Genomic DNA, 15,154 nt, shown 5'->3' on the forward strand with positions numbered 1-15,154 from the left:
GCCGGACACCCTTCTCCAGTGAAACAGCGTCGAGCCAAGCCGGGAGCAGCATGCCGGGGCGCCTCGGCCTCCGTCAAGAATAAATCCTAAATTAATATTTCAAGCGCTATGCTGTCGGCGATGAACACCGAAGTCGTCACCCTCGGCGAGGCGATGCGGCTGCTGCTCGCCGAGCCTGGCGTCGCGCTGCGGCGCGCCCGCACCTTCACGTCGTCCGTCGCCGGCGCCGAGACCAACGTCTCCGTCGGCCTGGCCCGGCTCGGCCACCGCGTCCGCTGGCTGAGCCGCGTCGGCGACGACCCGTCCGGCGCGCACGTGCTCGCGAGCCTGCGCGCGGACGACGTCGACGTCTCGCAGGTCGAAGTCGATCCGGACGCGTACACCGGCTTCCTGATCCGGGATACCGAGACGGTCGAGTACCACCGAAGCGGCTCCGCTGCTTCGCGCCTGTCCGCTGCGTACGTGCGCGAAGCAGGTCTCGACGGCGCTCGCCTCGTCCACGTCTCCGGCATCACGGCGATGCTGTCGTCCGACGCGCGCGAAGCCGTCGAAGCGCTCTTCGCGCTGGCTCGCGCTTCGGGCGCTTGGGTGTCCTTCGACCCGAACGTCCGGCTGAAGCTCGCGAAGCCGGATCGCTGGCGCTCGGTGGTCGGGCCCCTGCTGACCAGGGCGGACCTGGTGTTCGCCGGGGAGGATGAGCTGGAGCTGCTCAGGCAGACGCCGGACGCGCTGCTCGCGGGCCGGGCGCAGACGGTGGTCGTCAAGCAGCGGAACAAGATCGCGCGAGCCGTGACCGCCGACGGATCCTGGTGGCAGCCGAGTCTGGTCACACGGGTCACCGATCCGGTCGGGGCGGGTGACGCGCTGACGTCGGGGTACCTGTCGGCATGGCTGCGCGGCGCGGCACCGGAAGAAGCGCTGCGAGCGGGCGCGACCTGCGCGGCGCTGGTCGTCGGCACGCGGACCGATCTGGAAGGCCTGCCCGGCCAGGACGAACTCACCAAAGCACTGCTCGGCACGGAGGTGGACCGATGACCTATCGCTGGGAGATCACCGCGAACGCACTGCGCCAAGGCGTCGTCGGGATCGTGCGCACGCACGACGCGGAGTCGGCGGTTTCGGCGGCCCGCGCGGCCCTGGAGGCCGGGCTGCGCTCGATCGAGCTGCCGCTGACGAACCCGGGCGCGCTCGACGCGATCTCGGGCCTGTCCGCGGCCTACCCGGACGCCACGATCGGCGCCGGCACGGTGCTCGATGAGGCATCGGCGGTGCTGGCGATCCGGGCGGGCGCGCGGTTCCTCGTGTCGCCGTCGGTGGACGCGGCGGTGATCCGTACCGCTCACCGGTACGGCGCGGCGGCGTTCCCCGGCGCGGGCTCGGTGACCGAAATCGTGCGGGCGCTGGAGGAAGGTGCCGACGCCGTCAAGGTGTTCCCAGCGTCGGCGCTGACTCCGTCGTGGGTGAAGGACGTGCGGGCGGCGCTCCCGCAGGCGCCGCTGGTGCCCACCGGCGGCATCGGACCGGCGGACGTGCCACAGTGGCTGGCGGCGGGCGCGGTGGCGTGCGGGGTCGGCTCGGCGCTGACCCGCGGGACCACCGCGGAGATCTCCGCCCGCGTCGAGACGCTGTTGAGGAGCGCGCATGGCTGAGCTGGTCTTCGTCGGGTGCTACACCGGCGACGCGGGGAACGGCACGGGGATCACGACGTTCTCGCGTTCGGCGTCCGGAGCACTCGAGGAGGTCGCTTCGCTGCCGCTGGAGTCGCCGTCGTGGCTCGTGCGGCACCCGTCGTTGCCGGTGCTGTACGCGGCGAACGAGACTTCCACCGGTTCCGTGACGGCTCTGTCCATCTCGACTTCGGGCTCGTTGGCCGTGCTGGGCACTTTGGAGACGGGCGGCGCGCACCCGTGCCACCTGGCGGTGACGCCGGACGGCCGGTTCCTGCTGTGCGCCAACTACACCGGCGGCAGCCTCGCGGTGTTCTCGCTGTCTTCTTCCGGCGCTCTGGAGTCCCGGACCGCGCTGGTCCAGCACAGCGGGAACGGCCCTGACGCCGATCGCCAGGAGGCGGCACACGTCCACATGGCGGTTCCCGGCGACGGCATCGTGAGCGCGGTCGACCTGGGCACGGACGAGATCCGCAGCTACACGCTGTCCTCGTCGGGCGCCTTGGAGCCGCTGGCGGTGTCGTCACTGCCGGCGGGAACCGGCCCGCGCCAGCTGGTCCGGCGGCCGGGGACCGATCTCGCGTACGTGGTGGGCGAACTGGCCGGGACGGTGGTGACGGTCCGCGAAACTTCGCCGGGCGCGTTCTCCGTCGAGTCGGTCACTCCATCGACGTTGTCTTCCGTGACGCCCAACCTGGTGGCCCACCTGGAGCTGGCGGACGCGCGCATGTACGTGTCGAACCGCGGCCCGGACTGCGTGACGGAGTTCGCGCTCGACGACGCGGCCGCGGTGACGGACCAGCCGTGCGGCGCGAACCCGCGGCACTTCGCCTTGGTGGACGGGACTTGTTACGTGGCGGCGCAGTCGGAGGACGCGATCACGGCGTTCACGTTGACGGCGTCGGGCGAGGCGGACCTGAAGTACTACCCGACGGGTTCGCCGACGTTCGTGCTGCCGGTTTCACTACCCTGAGCCGCATGCGTGTTCTGCTTTCCACCTACGGGTCGCGCGGGGACGTCGAGCCGTTGGTCGCTTTCGCGGTGCGGTTGCGGGGGCTGGGCGCCGAGGTCCGGGTCTGCGCGCCGCCGGATGACGACTTCGTGGGGCGGCTCGCCTCCATCGATGTGCCGCTCATCGCCGTCGGCCCGTCGGCCAAGGCGTTGACCAAGGCCGCGCCGCCGCCGTCTTCGCTGCCCGAGCGGGCCGCGCAGCTGATCACCGCCCAGTTCGCCGTCATGCCCGAGGCCGCCGAGGGCTGCGATGTCGTGGTCGCCACCGGCCTGATGCCGACCGTCGCGGGGGCGCTTTCGGTGGCCGAGCTGGCCGGCATCCGGTCGGTCTACGTCGCCTTCCAGAAGGTCACCCTGCCGTCGCCGCACCACGCGCCGCTGGCGTATCCGGGCCGGCCGCACCCGCCGGGTGTTACCGACAATCGGGCGCTGTGGGACCTCGACCGCGAGAGCATGAACGTGCTGTTCGGTCCCGGCCTCAACGCGAGCCGGGTCGCGCACGGCCTGCCCGAGGTGGACGACGTCCGCCAGTACGTCACCGGCAAGCAGCCGTGGCTGGCGACCGATCCGGTCCTCGACCCGTGGGAGCCGATCGACCTCGACGTCGTCCAGACCGGCGCGTGGACCGTTCCCGACGAGCGTCCGCTGCCGGACGAGCTGGCGGAGTTCCTCGCCGCCGGCGAGCCGCCGGTGTACGTCGGCTTCGGCAGCATGCCGATGCACGCCGCGGCGGACGTCGCCGAGGTCGCCGTCGCGGCGGTGCGGGCGCACGGCCGCCGGCTGGTGCTCAAGCGCGGCTGGGCCGGCCTGACGGTGGCCGGTGACGACGTCTTCGTCGTCGACGAGGTCAACCACCAGGCGCTCTTCCCGCGCGCCGCCGCGGTCGTGCACCACGGCGGCGCCGGCACCACGACGACCGCGACGCGCGCCGGCGTGCCGCAGGTCGTGGTCCCGCAGGCCACCGACCAGCCCTACTGGGCGAGCCGCGTGGCGGAACTGGGCATCGGCGTCGCGCACGACGGTCCGGCACCGACGACCGAGTCGCTGACGGCGGCACTCGGGACAGCCCTGGCCGCGAAGGCCCGGGCCGCCGAGGTGGCCACCACGGTCCGCACCGACGGAACCGCGGTGGCCGCGAAGCTGCTACTCGAGCCGGCGTAGGACGACCACGTCCGCGTCATGCTCAGCCGTCCAGTCGAACGGGAGGCCCGCGTACTTCAGGTGCGAGCCTGAGTACCGGGCGCCCGTCTCGTCCATATAGGACTGATCGGGCCACACGTCGAGGCGCACCCGGGATGAGCGGCCCGGGACCAGCGGCGCTCCGGTCAGCTGCCCCGTGCTCCACGCCAGTACGACGACCGTGTCACCGTCCTCGGACGTGTACTGCGTCGCCGCCGTCGGGGACGAGGGGCCGGCGAGGACCCGGGCCGTGCCGTGGTGGATCACGTCGCGGATCTGCTTGTAGACGCTGATCAGCGACGCCGCTTCCGTGTGCTGAGCAGACGTCCACTGCGAAAGGTCCGCGCCGATCCCGAGCACACCGGCCATCGCCGTCACGAACCGGAACCGCAGCGACCGGGGCCGCGGGTCGAAGACGCCCGGGGAGTCCGTCACCCACGAGCTCATCAGGTGCGGCGCGTGCATCAGCAAAAACCCGTCCTGGATCGCGAGGCGGTCCAGCGGGCCGGTGTTGTCGCTCGGCCAGACGACGTCCGTGCGCGCGACCGTCGCCAGGTCGGTGCGCCCGCCGCCGCCCGCGCACGCCTCGATCGTCACGTGGGGATGCTGCGCACGCAGGTGGTCCAGCACCGACAGGTAGCCCGCCACGTGCTCGGCGTCCAGGTCGGCGAAAGGTGAGCCCGGGCGGCCGCGCTCGGTGGGCGGGCGGTTCATGTCCCACTTCAAGTACGAGATCGGGTACGCCGACAGCAATGAGTCCAGAGTGGACTTCACGAAGGCGACGACCTCGGGCAGGCCCAGGTCCAGCAGGAGCTGGTTGCGGATCAGCGTCGAGGGGCGGCCGTCGATGCGGTACACCCAGTCCGGGTGCTCCGCGTACAACCGCGACTTCGGGCTGACCGCTTCCGGCTCGACCCACAGGCCGAACTCCAGGCCGAGGTCCCGCACGGAGTCGACGAACGCGCCGAACGACTCCTCCGCCGGGGTCCAGTCACCGAGGCCGCCGGTGTCGTCGTCGCGGCCGGTGAACCAGCCGTCGTCCACCACGAACAGCTCGACGCCGAGGTCGGCCGCCCGCTTCGCCAGCTCCAGCTGGTGCGCACTCCGGACGTCGAACCCGGTGGCTTCCCAGGAGTTGTAAAGCACCGGACGCGGGCGACGCCAGCGTGAACCGGCCAACACGCGGTCGTAGTCGTGCCACACGGACGCCAACCCGGCCAGTCCGTCCACACTGGACGCCAAAGCGACCGCCGGAGTCACCAGCGAAGCACCCGGTTCCAGCCGCACAGGCCCCGGCGAAGGCAGCCGACCGGCCCGGACGCGCGTCAGCCCGGAAGGCTCGACGTCCGCCTCGATCGACCAGGATCCCGGCCACTCCAGCGAAACACCGTATGCCGGACCACCGTCTGCGTCCTGAACCGCCAGCCACGGCACATGAGCGTGCCCCGGAACGCCGAACCGGCTTTCCATCCGGAACCCGCCCGCGGGCAGCGAAACCGACTGCCGCGTGAACTCCTGCGACCACTGCCCGGTCAGATACGTCAGCTGAGCACCGGAAACCGTCGGTATGCACACGCCCGCCGAGCCGAGCCGGTCGAACTCCAGCGTCGTAGAACCCGTGTTCTCGAACTCGACCCAGCGGGTGAGCACGTCCGTTTCGGGCACCGGCCGGTAGCAGAGCACCGCACGGAGCCCGGTCAGCTCATCGAGGAAAGCCAGCCGTAAAGAGTCGCCCGAAGACGCCGAGTCGAACCGCCACCACGAACCGCCCCGCACGGCGACGTCCGCGCCGGAGAACGGCCGCAGCCCGAGCGGGGCGTACTCCACCGGCGCCGCGTCGGCCTCGGTGATGAAGTGCACGTCACCGGCGTTCGCGAACACCGACGGCCCGTCCTCGACGCCGTGCGGCCCCCAGGCGACGAGTTCGGCCCATCGGGAAGAGGGGTCCAGTGCCACGGTGTACGAAGTGGACTTCATGGACACTGTCCACGTCACTTGATCGCCCCGATCGCGAGTCCGGAGATGAAGTGCTTCTGGAACCGCAGGAACACCGCGACCGTCGGCACGGCGGCGATCACCGAGCCGGCCGCGATCACGTTCCAGTTGGACACGTACTGCCCCTGCAGGCCGAGCAGGGCCGGTGTCACCGGCATCACCGTCCCGGTGCGCAGCACGGTGATCGACCACAGCAGGTCGTTGAACGTCCAGGTGAACGCCAGCGCGCCGAGCGCGGCCAGCGCCGGGCGCGTCATCGGCAGGATGATCCGCCAGAAGATCTGCGCGACGCCGGCGCCGTCGATCAGCGCCGCCTGCTGGATCTCGTCCGGGATCGACCGCATGAACCCCTGCAGCACGAACGTGTAGAACCCGAGCCCGAACCCGACCTGCACGACGATCAGCGCGGTCAGCGTGTCGTAGATGCCCAGGAGCTCGGACAGCTTCGCCACCGGCACGAGCAGGATCTGCGGCGGCAACAGGTTGCCGGACAGCATCACCAGGATGATCGTGCGGCGGAACGGGATCGGGTACCGGCTCAGCGCGAACGCCGCCGCCGACGCGAGCAGCAGCGCCAGCAGCACGGTCGGGATCGTCACGATCAGGCTGTTCAGCATCGCGTGCCCGCCGCCGCCCTCGCCCCACGCCTGCCCGAAGCCGTCCAGGGTGAACGACGCGGGCAGCGCGCCGAGGCCGTTCGACGCGGTGTCCGAAAAGGACCGGACACTCGTCGTGAGCACCAGCAGGATCGGCAGCAGCCACAGCACCGAAAGCCCGCCGGCGAGCAGGTGGAACCCGAAGGTCCGCGTCTTCACGAGTCCTCCCGGAATGCGCGCACGAGGTAGGTCACGATCACGCCGAACGCCAGCACGAAGATCACCACGGCCAGCGCCGACGCGTAGCCGAGGCGCAGCGACTGGAACGCCGTCGCGTACATGTACGTGCTGAGCACCTCGGACGAGTGGTACGGCCCACCCTTGGTCATCGACCAGATGACGTCGAACGAGCGCAGTGAGTCGATGATGATCACCGACAAGACCACGGAGTTGACGCTGCGCAGCTGCGGCCACGTGACGTTGCGGAACTGCTGCCACGCGGTCGCGCCGTCCAGCTTGGCCGCCTCGTACAGCGCCGGGTCGATGCCCTTGAGCCCGGCCAGGTACAGCACCATCACGTAGCCGAGTTGCCGCCACAGTGCCGGGACGAGCACCGCGTACAGCGCGGTCTTCGGGTCGGCGAGCCACGCGTGCTGCCAGCTGCCGAGCCCGATCGCGCCGAGCACCTTGTTGAAGACGCCGTCCGGCTGGTAGATAACCTGCCAGATCAGCGACGTCGCGACCAGCGAAAACACCACCGGCGTGAACAGCGCGGCCCGGTAGAACCCGACGCCGCGCCGTTCCTTCTGCAGCAACGCCGCCAGCGCGAGCCCCCCGACGGCCGAGAGGCCGCCGAAGAGCACGAGCCAGATCACCGTGTCGAGCGCGGCGGTCTTGAAGATGTCGTCGGAGAACATCTCGGCGAAGTTCCCCAGGCCGACGAACGTGGGCGCCGAGACGCCGTCCCAGTTCGTCAGCGCCAGGTAGAACCCTTGCAGCGCCGGCCAGAACACCCAGAACCCCTCGACGACGAGGGGCACCAGAATGAACGCCAGCAGCACGGGCGAAACCCGGCGGCGACGGCGTTTCGCCGCCAGGAACGCCGTGTCGGGCCTCTTCGCGGTCAGCACCGCCATGTCAGGACTGCCAGACCTTCTGCGCGGCGGTCTGCCAGTCGCTCAGGATCGAGTCGAGCTCGTTCGGCTTCTGGATGAACCGGATCAGCGCGGCGTCGGCGGTCGGCTGCAGCGCGTCGGAGGAGTCGCGGTTGAAGAACTGCGTGATCTCCTTGGCGTCCGCGAGCATCTTGCGTCCTTTTTGGACCAGCGGGGTGCCGTTGTCCTTGGCCTTCGGGTTGGTCGGCAGGACCGTGCCGGAGGAGTTCTTGATGTAGAGCTCCTGCGCCTCGGCCGTCGCGACGTACTTGAACCAGTCCTTGACCTCGGCGACGTGCGCGGTGCGCGCGCTGGCGAAGAAGCCGTCGGTCGGGCCTTCCTCGGCCACCGGCACCGCCGGGTCGAGGATCGGGAACTGGAAGAAGTCGAGGTCGTCGAGGGCGTCCTTCGGGGCGGCGTCGGCGAAGAACGTGCCGGTCAGGACCATGCCGGAGCGGCCTTGCAGCAGCACGGTCGTGGCGTCCTGGAACGCGATCGCGGTGCCGTTCGGGTCGAAGTACGGCAGCGCCTGGCGCCACGGGTCGAAGATCTTCTTGACGCGCGGGTCGTCGAAGCGTTGCTTGCCGGCGAGCAGCTCGCGGTGGAAGGGCGCGCCGTTGATCCGGATGTTCAGGTAGTCGAACCAGGCGGACGCGGTCCACGGCGTGTTGCCGCCCGCGCCGAGCCCGATCGGCGCGATTCCCTTGCCCTTGAGGGTTTCGCACAGCGCGAGGAACTCGCTCCAGTTCGTCGGCGGCTGCACGCCCCACTTCGCGAAGTTGGACTTCCGGTAGAAGAAGCCCCACCAGTAGTAGGACGTGGGGATGAAGACCTGGTGCCCGGCGCCGTCGCCGGAGAGCGCGCGGAACGCGGCGCTGTAGTCGCCCATGGTCTGCCAGACGTCGCCGACGTCGAGCAGCAGGCCCTTGCGCGCGTACCCGGACAGCAGCGAACCCGGGTACCACGTGTAGGTGTCCGGCGGGGTCGCCGCGGTGAGGTAGCTGGGCAGCTGGGTGCGGAAGGTCTCCGACGCGACGGTGTTGACCGTCGCCGTCGCGCCGCCCTTCGCGCCGAACGCCTGGGCCAGCGCCTCGATCGCCTTCTTCGCCTCGGGCGAGGACAGGTTCGACTGGACGGTGACCGCGCCGGCGGCCTGCTTGACCGGGCCGGAGTTCGCGGAGGTGGCGCAGGCGGCGAGGAAGCTGCCCGAGCCGACGGCGCCCAGCCCGGCGAGGCTCGTGTTGCGCAGGAAACGGCGGCGGGACAGGCCTGCACTCGTCATGTCGTGACCCCTTTGTCGTGGCGCCCGCTCGGGCGTGACTGCTGCCAAAGAGTGCAACCAGGCAAGGCTGGTGTCAAGATGTATTCATAATTTATGACGACTTCGCGGGCGGCGTAAGATGGCTCCGATCACGACCTGCCAGCTGAGAGGGCCTCTCCATTGACCGAACACCGGCCACGCGGGTTGCACGGCCAGACCGTGGAGGCACTGGCCAGCCGCATCCTCTCCGACGAGTGGGGCGAAGGCACCGTCCTGGACCTTCCCGCGCTGCGCGAAGAGCTCGACATCAGCCTGACCGCACTGCGCGAGGCCCTGAAAGTGCTGGCCGCGAAGGGGATGATCGACGCCCGGCAGAAGCGCGGCACGTTCGTCCAGCCGCGGGAACGCTGGAACATGCTCGACACCGACGTCATGCGCTGGCAGACCGCGGCCGCCGACGACCCGGGCCTGCTCGACGAGCTCACCGAGGTCCGCACGGTCGTCGAGCCCGCGGCGGCACGGATCGCGGCCGAACGCGCGTCGGAGGAAGACCTCGAGTCGCTGCGGGAGGCGCTGGCCGACATGGCCGCGGCCGACGACGCGGAGGCGAGCGTCCAGGCCGACCTCGCGTTCCACCGGCGCCTGATGACCGCCACCCACAACAACTTCCTGATGCGGATGGAACGGGTCATCGCGATCGGCCTGGCCGAGCGCGACAAGCTCGTGCACGGCGCGTCGGCGGCGGAGGACCCGGTGCCGAGCCACCGCAAGGTGTTCGACGCGATCGTCGCCGGCGACCCCGTGGCGGCCGAGCAGGCGATGCTGGCGCTCGTCACGAAGTCCCGGGACGACCTGGCGAAGGCCCAGCGGAAGGCGTAGATCAAGTGCACGGCGGTAACTCGTCGATTAAGTAGATTGCACTGGAGTCAGCCGTCAGTTCGTGTCGTAATGGCTTCATGACAAACGTTCTGACAGCGGTGGTTCAAGCGGCCGAGAAGGCCGGGCAGGCTTTGCTCGCTTCGTACGACCCGGCGAGCCGACCGGCGGACCGGGCGGCGATGTACGCGCTCGGCACCCGCCTCGAAGCGGCCTCGACGGCGATCGTGCGCGAGGCGCTCGACGGCGTCGCGCCCGGCGTGGGCTGGTGGGACGAAGACGAGACCGGCCGGGTCGTGCCGGCCGGGCGGTGGTGGGTCGTCGACGGCACCGAGGGCGCGGTCAACCACGTGCACGGCCTGCCGGAGTGGGGCGTGACGATCACGCTGGTCACGGACGGGCAGCCGGAGCTGACCGTCGTCCGCCAGCCGATCGGCGACCTGACGTACACGGCGGCACGCGGGCAGGGCGCTCACCTCAACGGGCAGCCGTTGCGCGTCTCGGCCAAGACGGACCTCGCGGGCGCGGCGGTGACCGCGAGCCAGGCCGGCAGCTCTCCCGCCGTCTACGCGCGGTTCGCGGACGCGTTCGTGGCCATGGCTTCGAAGGCATTGCTGGTGCGCAACACGATTCCGACGGTGTTCCCGTTGCTCGGCCTCGCCGCCGGGCAGTACGACGTGTTCTGGCAGTACGAACCCGACCTGCCCGGCACCGCGGCAGGCGCCCTGCTGGCCGGCGAGGCGGGCGCGATCGTCACCGACCTCGCGGGTGCTTCGTGGGACGTCAACTCGGCCGACATCCTCGTCGCCGCACCGGGTCTGCACGCCGCGGCGCTCGAGGTGCTGAAGTGAGCCGGATGGCGGTGCTCGGCGCGTCGGGCGCGGTGGGCAGCGAGCTGGTGCGGCAGGCGCTTTCGCGCGGGCACGACGTGGTAGCCATCAGCCGGCGGCCGTCGCTGTCTCCGACGGACCGGCTGACTCCGGTCGCCGCCGACGTCCACGACGTGGCGGGGATCGCGGATGCGTTGCGGGGCAGCGAAATCGTGCTCGACGCGCTGGGTTTGCGCAAGGGTGACCCACCCGGCGCGCTGACCGCCGGGGCCCGTGCGGTGGTGGCCGCGGGGCCGTCGCGCGCGGTGTCGGTCGGGGCGCTCGGGACCGGCCCGTCGGCGCGGGCGGCCGGGTGGCTGACGCGGACGCTGGTGGAGCGGTTCATGAAGAACGAGCTGCCGGACAAGGTCGGCGCGGACGCGGCGATCCTCGGCATGGGCGGGACCGTGGTGCACGTGGGACCGATGAAGAGCGGCCCGGTGAGCCCGACGCGGCGCTCGGTGCGGATCGGCTCGGCGCCGCGCAGGTGGTTCCCGGCGATGATCAGCCACGCGACGGTGGCCGCGGCGATGCTCGACGCGGCCGAGAGCGGGCCGCGCGGGGAAGTGCTGGTGGCGCTACCCAACTGAGGTCGTGAGTGAGAAACAGTGTTCTAACACTGTTTCTCACTCACGACCGCCTTCCAACACGTCCGCCAGCGCGGTGCGGCAGTGGCCGCGCAGCCACTCGTGCGCCGGATCCGTGTCGTAGCGGCTGTGCCAGCTCAGCACCACCGGTGCCGCGGGCAGGTCGATCGGCGGCTCCGTCGCGACCAGCCCCACGTCCGCCCGCGCGAGGGCGGTGGCCCGGACCGCCAGCACCCCCACCACGTCGCTGTGGGCGATCGCCTGCAGCGCCAGCGCCGCCGTCGGGAGCGCCGCCACCACCCGGCGGCGCAACCCCAGCTCGGCCAGCGCCTTGTCCACCCCGTCGCGCAGCCGGCCCCGGCGCGACACGATCACGTGCTCGGCCGCCGCGAACTCCTCGACGTCCAGCCGGTCGCCGGTGCGCGTCACCAGCGCCAGGCGGTCCTCGCCGACCACGTCGTGGCTGATCTCCGGCGATCCCGGCACCGTCGCCCCGACCTCCAGGTCGACGTGCCCGCGCGCCAGGTCGGGCGTGTCCACTGGGGCCTCCGCCAGCAACCGCAGCCCCAGCCCGGGCGCCTCGGCCGACGCCGTCCGCAGCAACGCGGGGAACAGCGCCGCGAGCAGCGCGTCGTGGCCCTGGATGGTGAACGTGCGCCGCAGCGTCGCCGGGTCCACCGTGCGCGCCGGGGCCAGCACCCGGTTCGCGCGGGCCACCACCGCCCGCACCTCGTCGCGCATCGCCAGCGCGCGGGGCGTCGGGGTCATCGTCCGGCCGGTGCGCACCAGGATGTCGTCCCCGGTCGTCGCCCGGATCCGCGCGAGCGTGCGGCTCATCGCGGGCGGCGTGAGGTGCAGCCGGTCGGCGGCCGCCTGCACGGAGTTCTCCTCCAGCAACGCGTCCAAGGCGGTCAGCAGGTTCAGATCCACCTGCACGACAGTAACGAATCAGGTGCCGTCGAGTGCGTTCTGCAGCATCCGGGACGCGGCCGCGCGCGGCGCCGGGTCGATCGCGATCAGGGCGTTGACGACGGCGCCGTCGACCAGCGCGACCAGCCGTTCCAGGTCGGCATCGGTGACGGGCGTGCCCGACCGCGCGAAGATCTCCGTCAGCAGCTCGTCGAGCTGGGCCGACAGCGTCCGCATCAGCGGCCGCAGGTAGGGCCGGCGACCGGTCGCGACCAGGCGTTCGTAGCGCAGGAGCACGGCTTCCGCGTCGGCCTCCGGGTCGTCGGTCTCCGGCCCGAGCAGCATCTCCAGCACCAGGTCGACGGTCGCCTGCACACCGCGGTTGCGGGTCGCCAGCTCCTCCAAACGGCGGCGGCCCGCGGCCAGCTCGGCGTTCGAATGGTGCTCGACGGCCGCCGTGACCAGGTCTTCCAGCGAGTCGAAGTAGTACGTCGTCGACGCGAGCGGCAGCCCCGCGCGCTCGGCCACCGCCCGGTGCCGGACGGCGTCGAACCCGCCCTCGACGAGCAGCTTCGCGGCGGCCTCGACGAGCGCGGCGCGCCGTCGTTCCCCTTTCGGGGTGGTCGCAGCGGTCATGACCGGTCATTCTGCCAACCGGGTGGACCCGGACTCAGAAGCGGGGCGCGAGAGCGCGCGCGAACGCGTCCACCTGGCTCGCGTACGGCGCCGTCGCCCCAGCCGAAGGCACGCTGACCAGCAGCAACGATCCGCCGGAAGCCGTGGTCACCCGAGCCGTGACCGTGCCGGCCGGCTGGGACTTGAAGACCACGGGAATGCCCTTCGGGAACACCGCCGCGGACACCTCGCCGCCCGCGACCGGGAACCCGGCCGAGCGCGCCGCCGTCGAACAGGCGCCGCCCGGCACAGCCGGGGTACCGGCGACGTGGCCGGGGAGCTCGCCAGCGAGGGCGATGGCGAGCTCCCCGTCCACCTGTTCGCACCCGGAGGCGCCTTCGGCCAGTTGGCCGGTCTTCCCGCCCTGGTCACCTCCCTGCCGAGGTGGTTCGGACGAGAAGTTCGGTGACCCCCCACCGATCTCAGGACGTGCCGGGCTGATGCCGGGTTGCCCCGTTCCCGGCCCGGATTGCGAGGACATGGCGCCGTCACCGGCGGACGTCAGCGCCTCGGGGGTACCCCCGGACAGCACGCCGTACGCGCCGAAGCCGACGATCACCAGTGCCGCGGCGCTCACCCCGGTCGTGATCCGGTTGCGGCGCCGGACGGTCTGGCGGCGGGATTCGCGGACGACATCGTCCCGGCCGAACGTCGGCTCGGGCGCGTCCGGCGGCGCGGCGGAGAACAACGAACGCAGCTCCTGCTCATCCATTGGTCTCCACCTCCCGTTCCAGTACCTGCCTGAGGTTCGCCAGCCCGCGCGCGGTCTGGCTCTTCACGTTGCCTTCGCTGCAGCCCAGGGCCGTCGCCGCGCCGGTCACGTCGAGCCCTTCGAAGAACCGCATGACCAGCACCGCCCGCTGCTTGGGCGGCACTTCCTTCAGCGCGGCGAGCAGGTCTTCCCTGGTCGCGACGAGGTCGTCGAGGCCGGGCGAGTCGTCGGCCGGCTCCGGCAGCACTTCGGTCTGCCACTCGCGCCGCCACGGACGCCGCGATTCGTCGATCGACGCCCGGACGAGCGTCTTGCGGACGTACGCGTCGGTCGCCGCGCGATCCCTGATCTTCTTCCACCTCCGGTGCAGCGCGACGAACGCCGTCTGCGCGAGGTCGTCCGCCCGGTGCCAGTCGCCGCAGAGCATGTACGCGGTCCGGCGCACGGCGTCCCGCCGGGCGGCGAAGTACTCCGCGAACTCCTCCTCGTCGCGCTGGTCCACGCGCAGTCGTGCTCCGCTCTGTTGTCGTCGGTGGGTAGGACGGAATCAGGGGCGTCCACGGTTGCACGGACCGAGTGGGTTCGACCACCCGAGGCCTCATTGATCCTCGTCCGGCGGGTGTGATGTGATCGGTCCGTGACCTTCACGCTGCCGCCGCTGGACTTCCGCTCCGACACCGTCACCCGTCCGGATGACACGATGCGCGCGGCGATGGCGTCCGCGGAGGTCGGGGACAACGTCCTCGAGCGCGACCCGACGGTCCAGGCGCTGGAGGAACGCGCCGCGCACGTCCTGGGAATGCCGGCCGCCCTGTGGGTGCCGAGCGGGACGATGGCGAACCTCATCGCGCTGAGCCTCCACCTGCAGCGCGGCGACCGGTTCCTCGCCACGCGGGGCGCGCACGTGCTGGTCAACGAGCTCGGCTCGGCGGCGTGGCTGGCCGGCGGGATGCCGGAGATCCTGGAGCACGACGGCGGCCCGGGCCGCCCCTCGCCCGACGCCCTCGCGGCCGCGATCGGACAACCCGGGCCGTACTTCACATTACGGACGTCTCTGCTCTGCCTCGAGAACACCCACAACGCGGCCGGCGGCGCGGTGACCCCGCCCGACGAGCACGCCCAGCTGCTGTCCGTCGCGAAGGAAGCCGGCCTGACCGTGCACCTCGACGGCGCCCGGCTCTGGCAGGCCGCGGTCGCGCTGGAGGTGCCGCCGGCCGCGCTGACCGTCGGCGTCGACACCGTGTCGGCCTGCTTCAGCAAGGGCCTCGGCGCGCCGGTCGGCTCGGTCGTCGCGGGCAGCGTCGCGTTCGTGGAGCGGGCGCGCCGGATGCGGCAGATGCTCGGCGGCGGCGTCCGGCAGGGCGGCGTCCTGGCCGCGGCCTGCCTGGTCGCGCTGGACCGCGTCCCCGAGCTGGCGGAGTCGCACGAGAACGCCCGGCGCCTGGCCGAGGGCCTGACCGAGCACGGCTGGGCGACGAACACGCCCGACACCAACATCGTGCTCGCCGAGGTACCCGACATCCCGACCGCGCTGGCCTGGCTGGACTCGCTCGGCATCCGGGCGGTGCCGATGGCGGGCCGGGTCCGGTTCGTCACGCACCGGGACCTGAGCGCGACCGACGTCGAAGAAACCCTGCGCCGGATCAAGTCCGGCGCACGATGA

Annotated in this window: 16 protein-coding genes; 8 read left to right on the forward strand and 8 right to left on the reverse strand. The window is 71.5% G+C overall.

Features of this window, described 5'->3' with window-relative positions; translation table 11 throughout:
* The first annotated feature begins 120 nt into the window (after positions 1-120).
* From AB0M59_RS08190 to AB0M59_RS08205, 4 genes are read left to right on the forward strand one after another with little or no spacing between them, the layout of a single operon-like run.
* Positions 121-1,035 carry a sugar kinase gene (locus AB0M59_RS08190; RefSeq protein WP_364610605.1) on the forward strand — a complete coding sequence of 305 codons (915 nt, stop codon included), beginning with the start codon at positions 121-123 and terminating at the stop codon, positions 1,033-1,035.
* The gene (locus AB0M59_RS08195; protein ID WP_364610608.1) at positions 1,032-1,649 is read left to right on the forward strand and encodes a bifunctional 4-hydroxy-2-oxoglutarate aldolase/2-dehydro-3-deoxy-phosphogluconate aldolase; all 618 of its coding nucleotides are present in this window, start codon (positions 1,032-1,034) and stop codon (positions 1,647-1,649) included. Before AB0M59_RS08190 ends, AB0M59_RS08195 begins: the two co-directional genes overlap by 4 nt.
* Complete coding sequence (locus AB0M59_RS08200) at positions 1,642-2,640, forward strand: beta-propeller fold lactonase family protein (RefSeq protein WP_364610611.1); 999 nt, start codon at positions 1,642-1,644, stop codon at positions 2,638-2,640. Before AB0M59_RS08195 ends, AB0M59_RS08200 begins: the two co-directional genes overlap by 8 nt.
* 5 nt (positions 2,641-2,645) lie before the next feature.
* On the forward strand, positions 2,646-3,839 hold the full coding sequence (locus tag AB0M59_RS08205) for a glycosyltransferase (protein ID WP_364610614.1): 1,194 nt from the start codon (positions 2,646-2,648) through the stop codon (positions 3,837-3,839).
* Here AB0M59_RS08205 and AB0M59_RS08210 read toward each other — a convergent pair.
* The 4 genes from AB0M59_RS08210 to AB0M59_RS08225 are packed head-to-tail and all read right to left on the reverse strand — an operon-like array spanning position 3,822 to position 8,884.
* Positions 3,822-5,834: an alpha-galactosidase gene (locus AB0M59_RS08210; RefSeq protein WP_364610617.1), complete on the reverse strand. Its 2,013-nt coding sequence runs from the start codon at positions 5,832-5,834 to the stop codon at positions 3,822-3,824. The genes AB0M59_RS08205 and AB0M59_RS08210 overlap by 18 nt on opposite strands.
* 14 nt (positions 5,835-5,848) lie before the next feature.
* Positions 5,849-6,667, reverse strand: coding sequence for a carbohydrate ABC transporter permease (locus AB0M59_RS08215; RefSeq protein WP_364610620.1), 819 nt, complete (start codon positions 6,665-6,667; stop codon positions 5,849-5,851).
* Positions 6,664-7,584, reverse strand: coding sequence for a sugar ABC transporter permease (locus AB0M59_RS08220; protein WP_364610623.1), 921 nt, complete (start codon positions 7,582-7,584; stop codon positions 6,664-6,666). The genes AB0M59_RS08215 and AB0M59_RS08220 overlap by 4 nt, the downstream gene beginning before the upstream one ends.
* A 1-nt stretch (position 7,585) precedes the next feature.
* Positions 7,586-8,884, reverse strand: a complete 1,299-nt coding sequence (locus tag AB0M59_RS08225) for an extracellular solute-binding protein (RefSeq protein WP_364610626.1) — start codon at positions 8,882-8,884, stop codon at positions 7,586-7,588.
* A 159-nt stretch (positions 8,885-9,043) separates the two neighbouring features.
* Here AB0M59_RS08225 and AB0M59_RS08230 point away from each other — a divergent pair, with 159 nt between their 5' ends.
* From AB0M59_RS08230 to AB0M59_RS08240, 3 genes are all read left to right on the forward strand, one after another.
* Positions 9,044-9,742, forward strand: a complete 699-nt coding sequence (locus tag AB0M59_RS08230; RefSeq protein WP_364610628.1) for an FCD domain-containing protein — start codon at positions 9,044-9,046, stop codon at positions 9,740-9,742.
* Between the two features lie 77 nt (positions 9,743-9,819).
* Positions 9,820-10,590, forward strand: a complete 771-nt coding sequence (locus AB0M59_RS08235; protein WP_364610630.1) for an inositol monophosphatase family protein — start codon at positions 9,820-9,822, stop codon at positions 10,588-10,590.
* Between the two features lie 5 nt (positions 10,591-10,595).
* Positions 10,596-11,198, forward strand: coding sequence for an NAD(P)H-binding protein (locus AB0M59_RS08240; RefSeq protein ID WP_364610734.1), 603 nt, complete (start codon positions 10,596-10,598; stop codon positions 11,196-11,198).
* Between the two features lie 36 nt (positions 11,199-11,234).
* Here the strand turns inward: AB0M59_RS08240 and AB0M59_RS08245 are convergent, their stop codons facing one another.
* Genes AB0M59_RS08245 through AB0M59_RS08260 form a run of 4 tightly spaced genes read right to left on the reverse strand, consistent with a single transcriptional unit; the run spans position 11,235 to position 13,993 of the window.
* Positions 11,235-12,125 (reverse strand): LysR family transcriptional regulator, encoded by an 891-nt coding sequence (locus AB0M59_RS08245; RefSeq protein WP_364610633.1) that lies wholly within the window; start codon positions 12,123-12,125, stop codon positions 11,235-11,237.
* An 18-nt stretch (positions 12,126-12,143) separates the two neighbouring features.
* Positions 12,144-12,740 carry a TetR family transcriptional regulator gene (locus tag AB0M59_RS08250; RefSeq protein WP_364610636.1) on the reverse strand — a complete coding sequence of 199 codons (597 nt, stop codon included), beginning with the start codon at positions 12,738-12,740 and terminating at the stop codon, positions 12,144-12,146.
* Between the two features lie 34 nt (positions 12,741-12,774).
* A complete protein-coding gene (locus tag AB0M59_RS08255) occupies positions 12,775-13,491 on the reverse strand; it encodes a hypothetical protein (RefSeq protein ID WP_364610639.1) in 717 nt (238 codons plus the stop codon).
* Positions 13,484-13,993, reverse strand: a complete 510-nt coding sequence (locus tag AB0M59_RS08260; protein WP_364610642.1) for a SigE family RNA polymerase sigma factor — start codon at positions 13,991-13,993, stop codon at positions 13,484-13,486. Before AB0M59_RS08260 ends, AB0M59_RS08255 begins: the two co-directional genes overlap by 8 nt.
* 135 nt (positions 13,994-14,128) lie before the next feature.
* Here AB0M59_RS08260 and AB0M59_RS08265 point away from each other — a divergent pair, with 135 nt between their 5' ends.
* Positions 14,129-15,154 carry a GntG family PLP-dependent aldolase gene (locus AB0M59_RS08265; protein WP_364610645.1) on the forward strand — a complete coding sequence of 342 codons (1,026 nt, stop codon included), beginning with the start codon at positions 14,129-14,131 and terminating at the stop codon, positions 15,152-15,154.

The organism is Amycolatopsis sp. NPDC051371 (assembly GCF_040682155.1).
GTDB lineage: Bacteria > Actinomycetota > Actinomycetes > Mycobacteriales > Pseudonocardiaceae > Amycolatopsis.

Excerpts from the sequence above, each read along its gene's own strand:
- AB0M59_RS08190 (WP_364610605.1), top strand. The coding sequence starts at position 121 with ATGAACACCGAAGTCGTCACCCTCGGCGAGGCGATGCGGCTGCTGCTC.
- AB0M59_RS08195 (WP_364610608.1), top strand. The coding sequence starts at position 1,032 with ATGACCTATCGCTGGGAGATCACCGCGAACGCACTGCGCCAAGGCGTC.
- AB0M59_RS08200 (WP_364610611.1), top strand. The coding sequence starts at position 1,642 with ATGGCTGAGCTGGTCTTCGTCGGGTGCTACACCGGCGACGCGGGGAAC.
- AB0M59_RS08205 (WP_364610614.1), top strand. The coding sequence starts at position 2,646 with ATGCGTGTTCTGCTTTCCACCTACGGGTCGCGCGGGGACGTCGAGCCG.
- AB0M59_RS08210 (WP_364610617.1), bottom strand. The coding sequence starts at position 5,834 with ATGAAGTCCACTTCGTACACCGTGGCACTGGACCCCTCTTCCCGATGG.
- AB0M59_RS08220 (WP_364610623.1), bottom strand. The coding sequence starts at position 7,584 with ATGGCGGTGCTGACCGCGAAGAGGCCCGACACGGCGTTCCTGGCGGCG.
- AB0M59_RS08225 (WP_364610626.1), bottom strand. The coding sequence starts at position 8,884 with ATGACGAGTGCAGGCCTGTCCCGCCGCCGTTTCCTGCGCAACACGAGC.
- AB0M59_RS08235 (WP_364610630.1), top strand. The coding sequence starts at position 9,820 with ATGACAAACGTTCTGACAGCGGTGGTTCAAGCGGCCGAGAAGGCCGGG.
- AB0M59_RS08240 (WP_364610734.1), top strand. The coding sequence starts at position 10,596 with ATGGCGGTGCTCGGCGCGTCGGGCGCGGTGGGCAGCGAGCTGGTGCGG.
- AB0M59_RS08250 (WP_364610636.1), bottom strand. The coding sequence starts at position 12,740 with ATGACCGCTGCGACCACCCCGAAAGGGGAACGACGGCGCGCCGCGCTC.
- AB0M59_RS08255 (WP_364610639.1), bottom strand. The coding sequence starts at position 13,491 with ATGGATGAGCAGGAGCTGCGTTCGTTGTTCTCCGCCGCGCCGCCGGAC.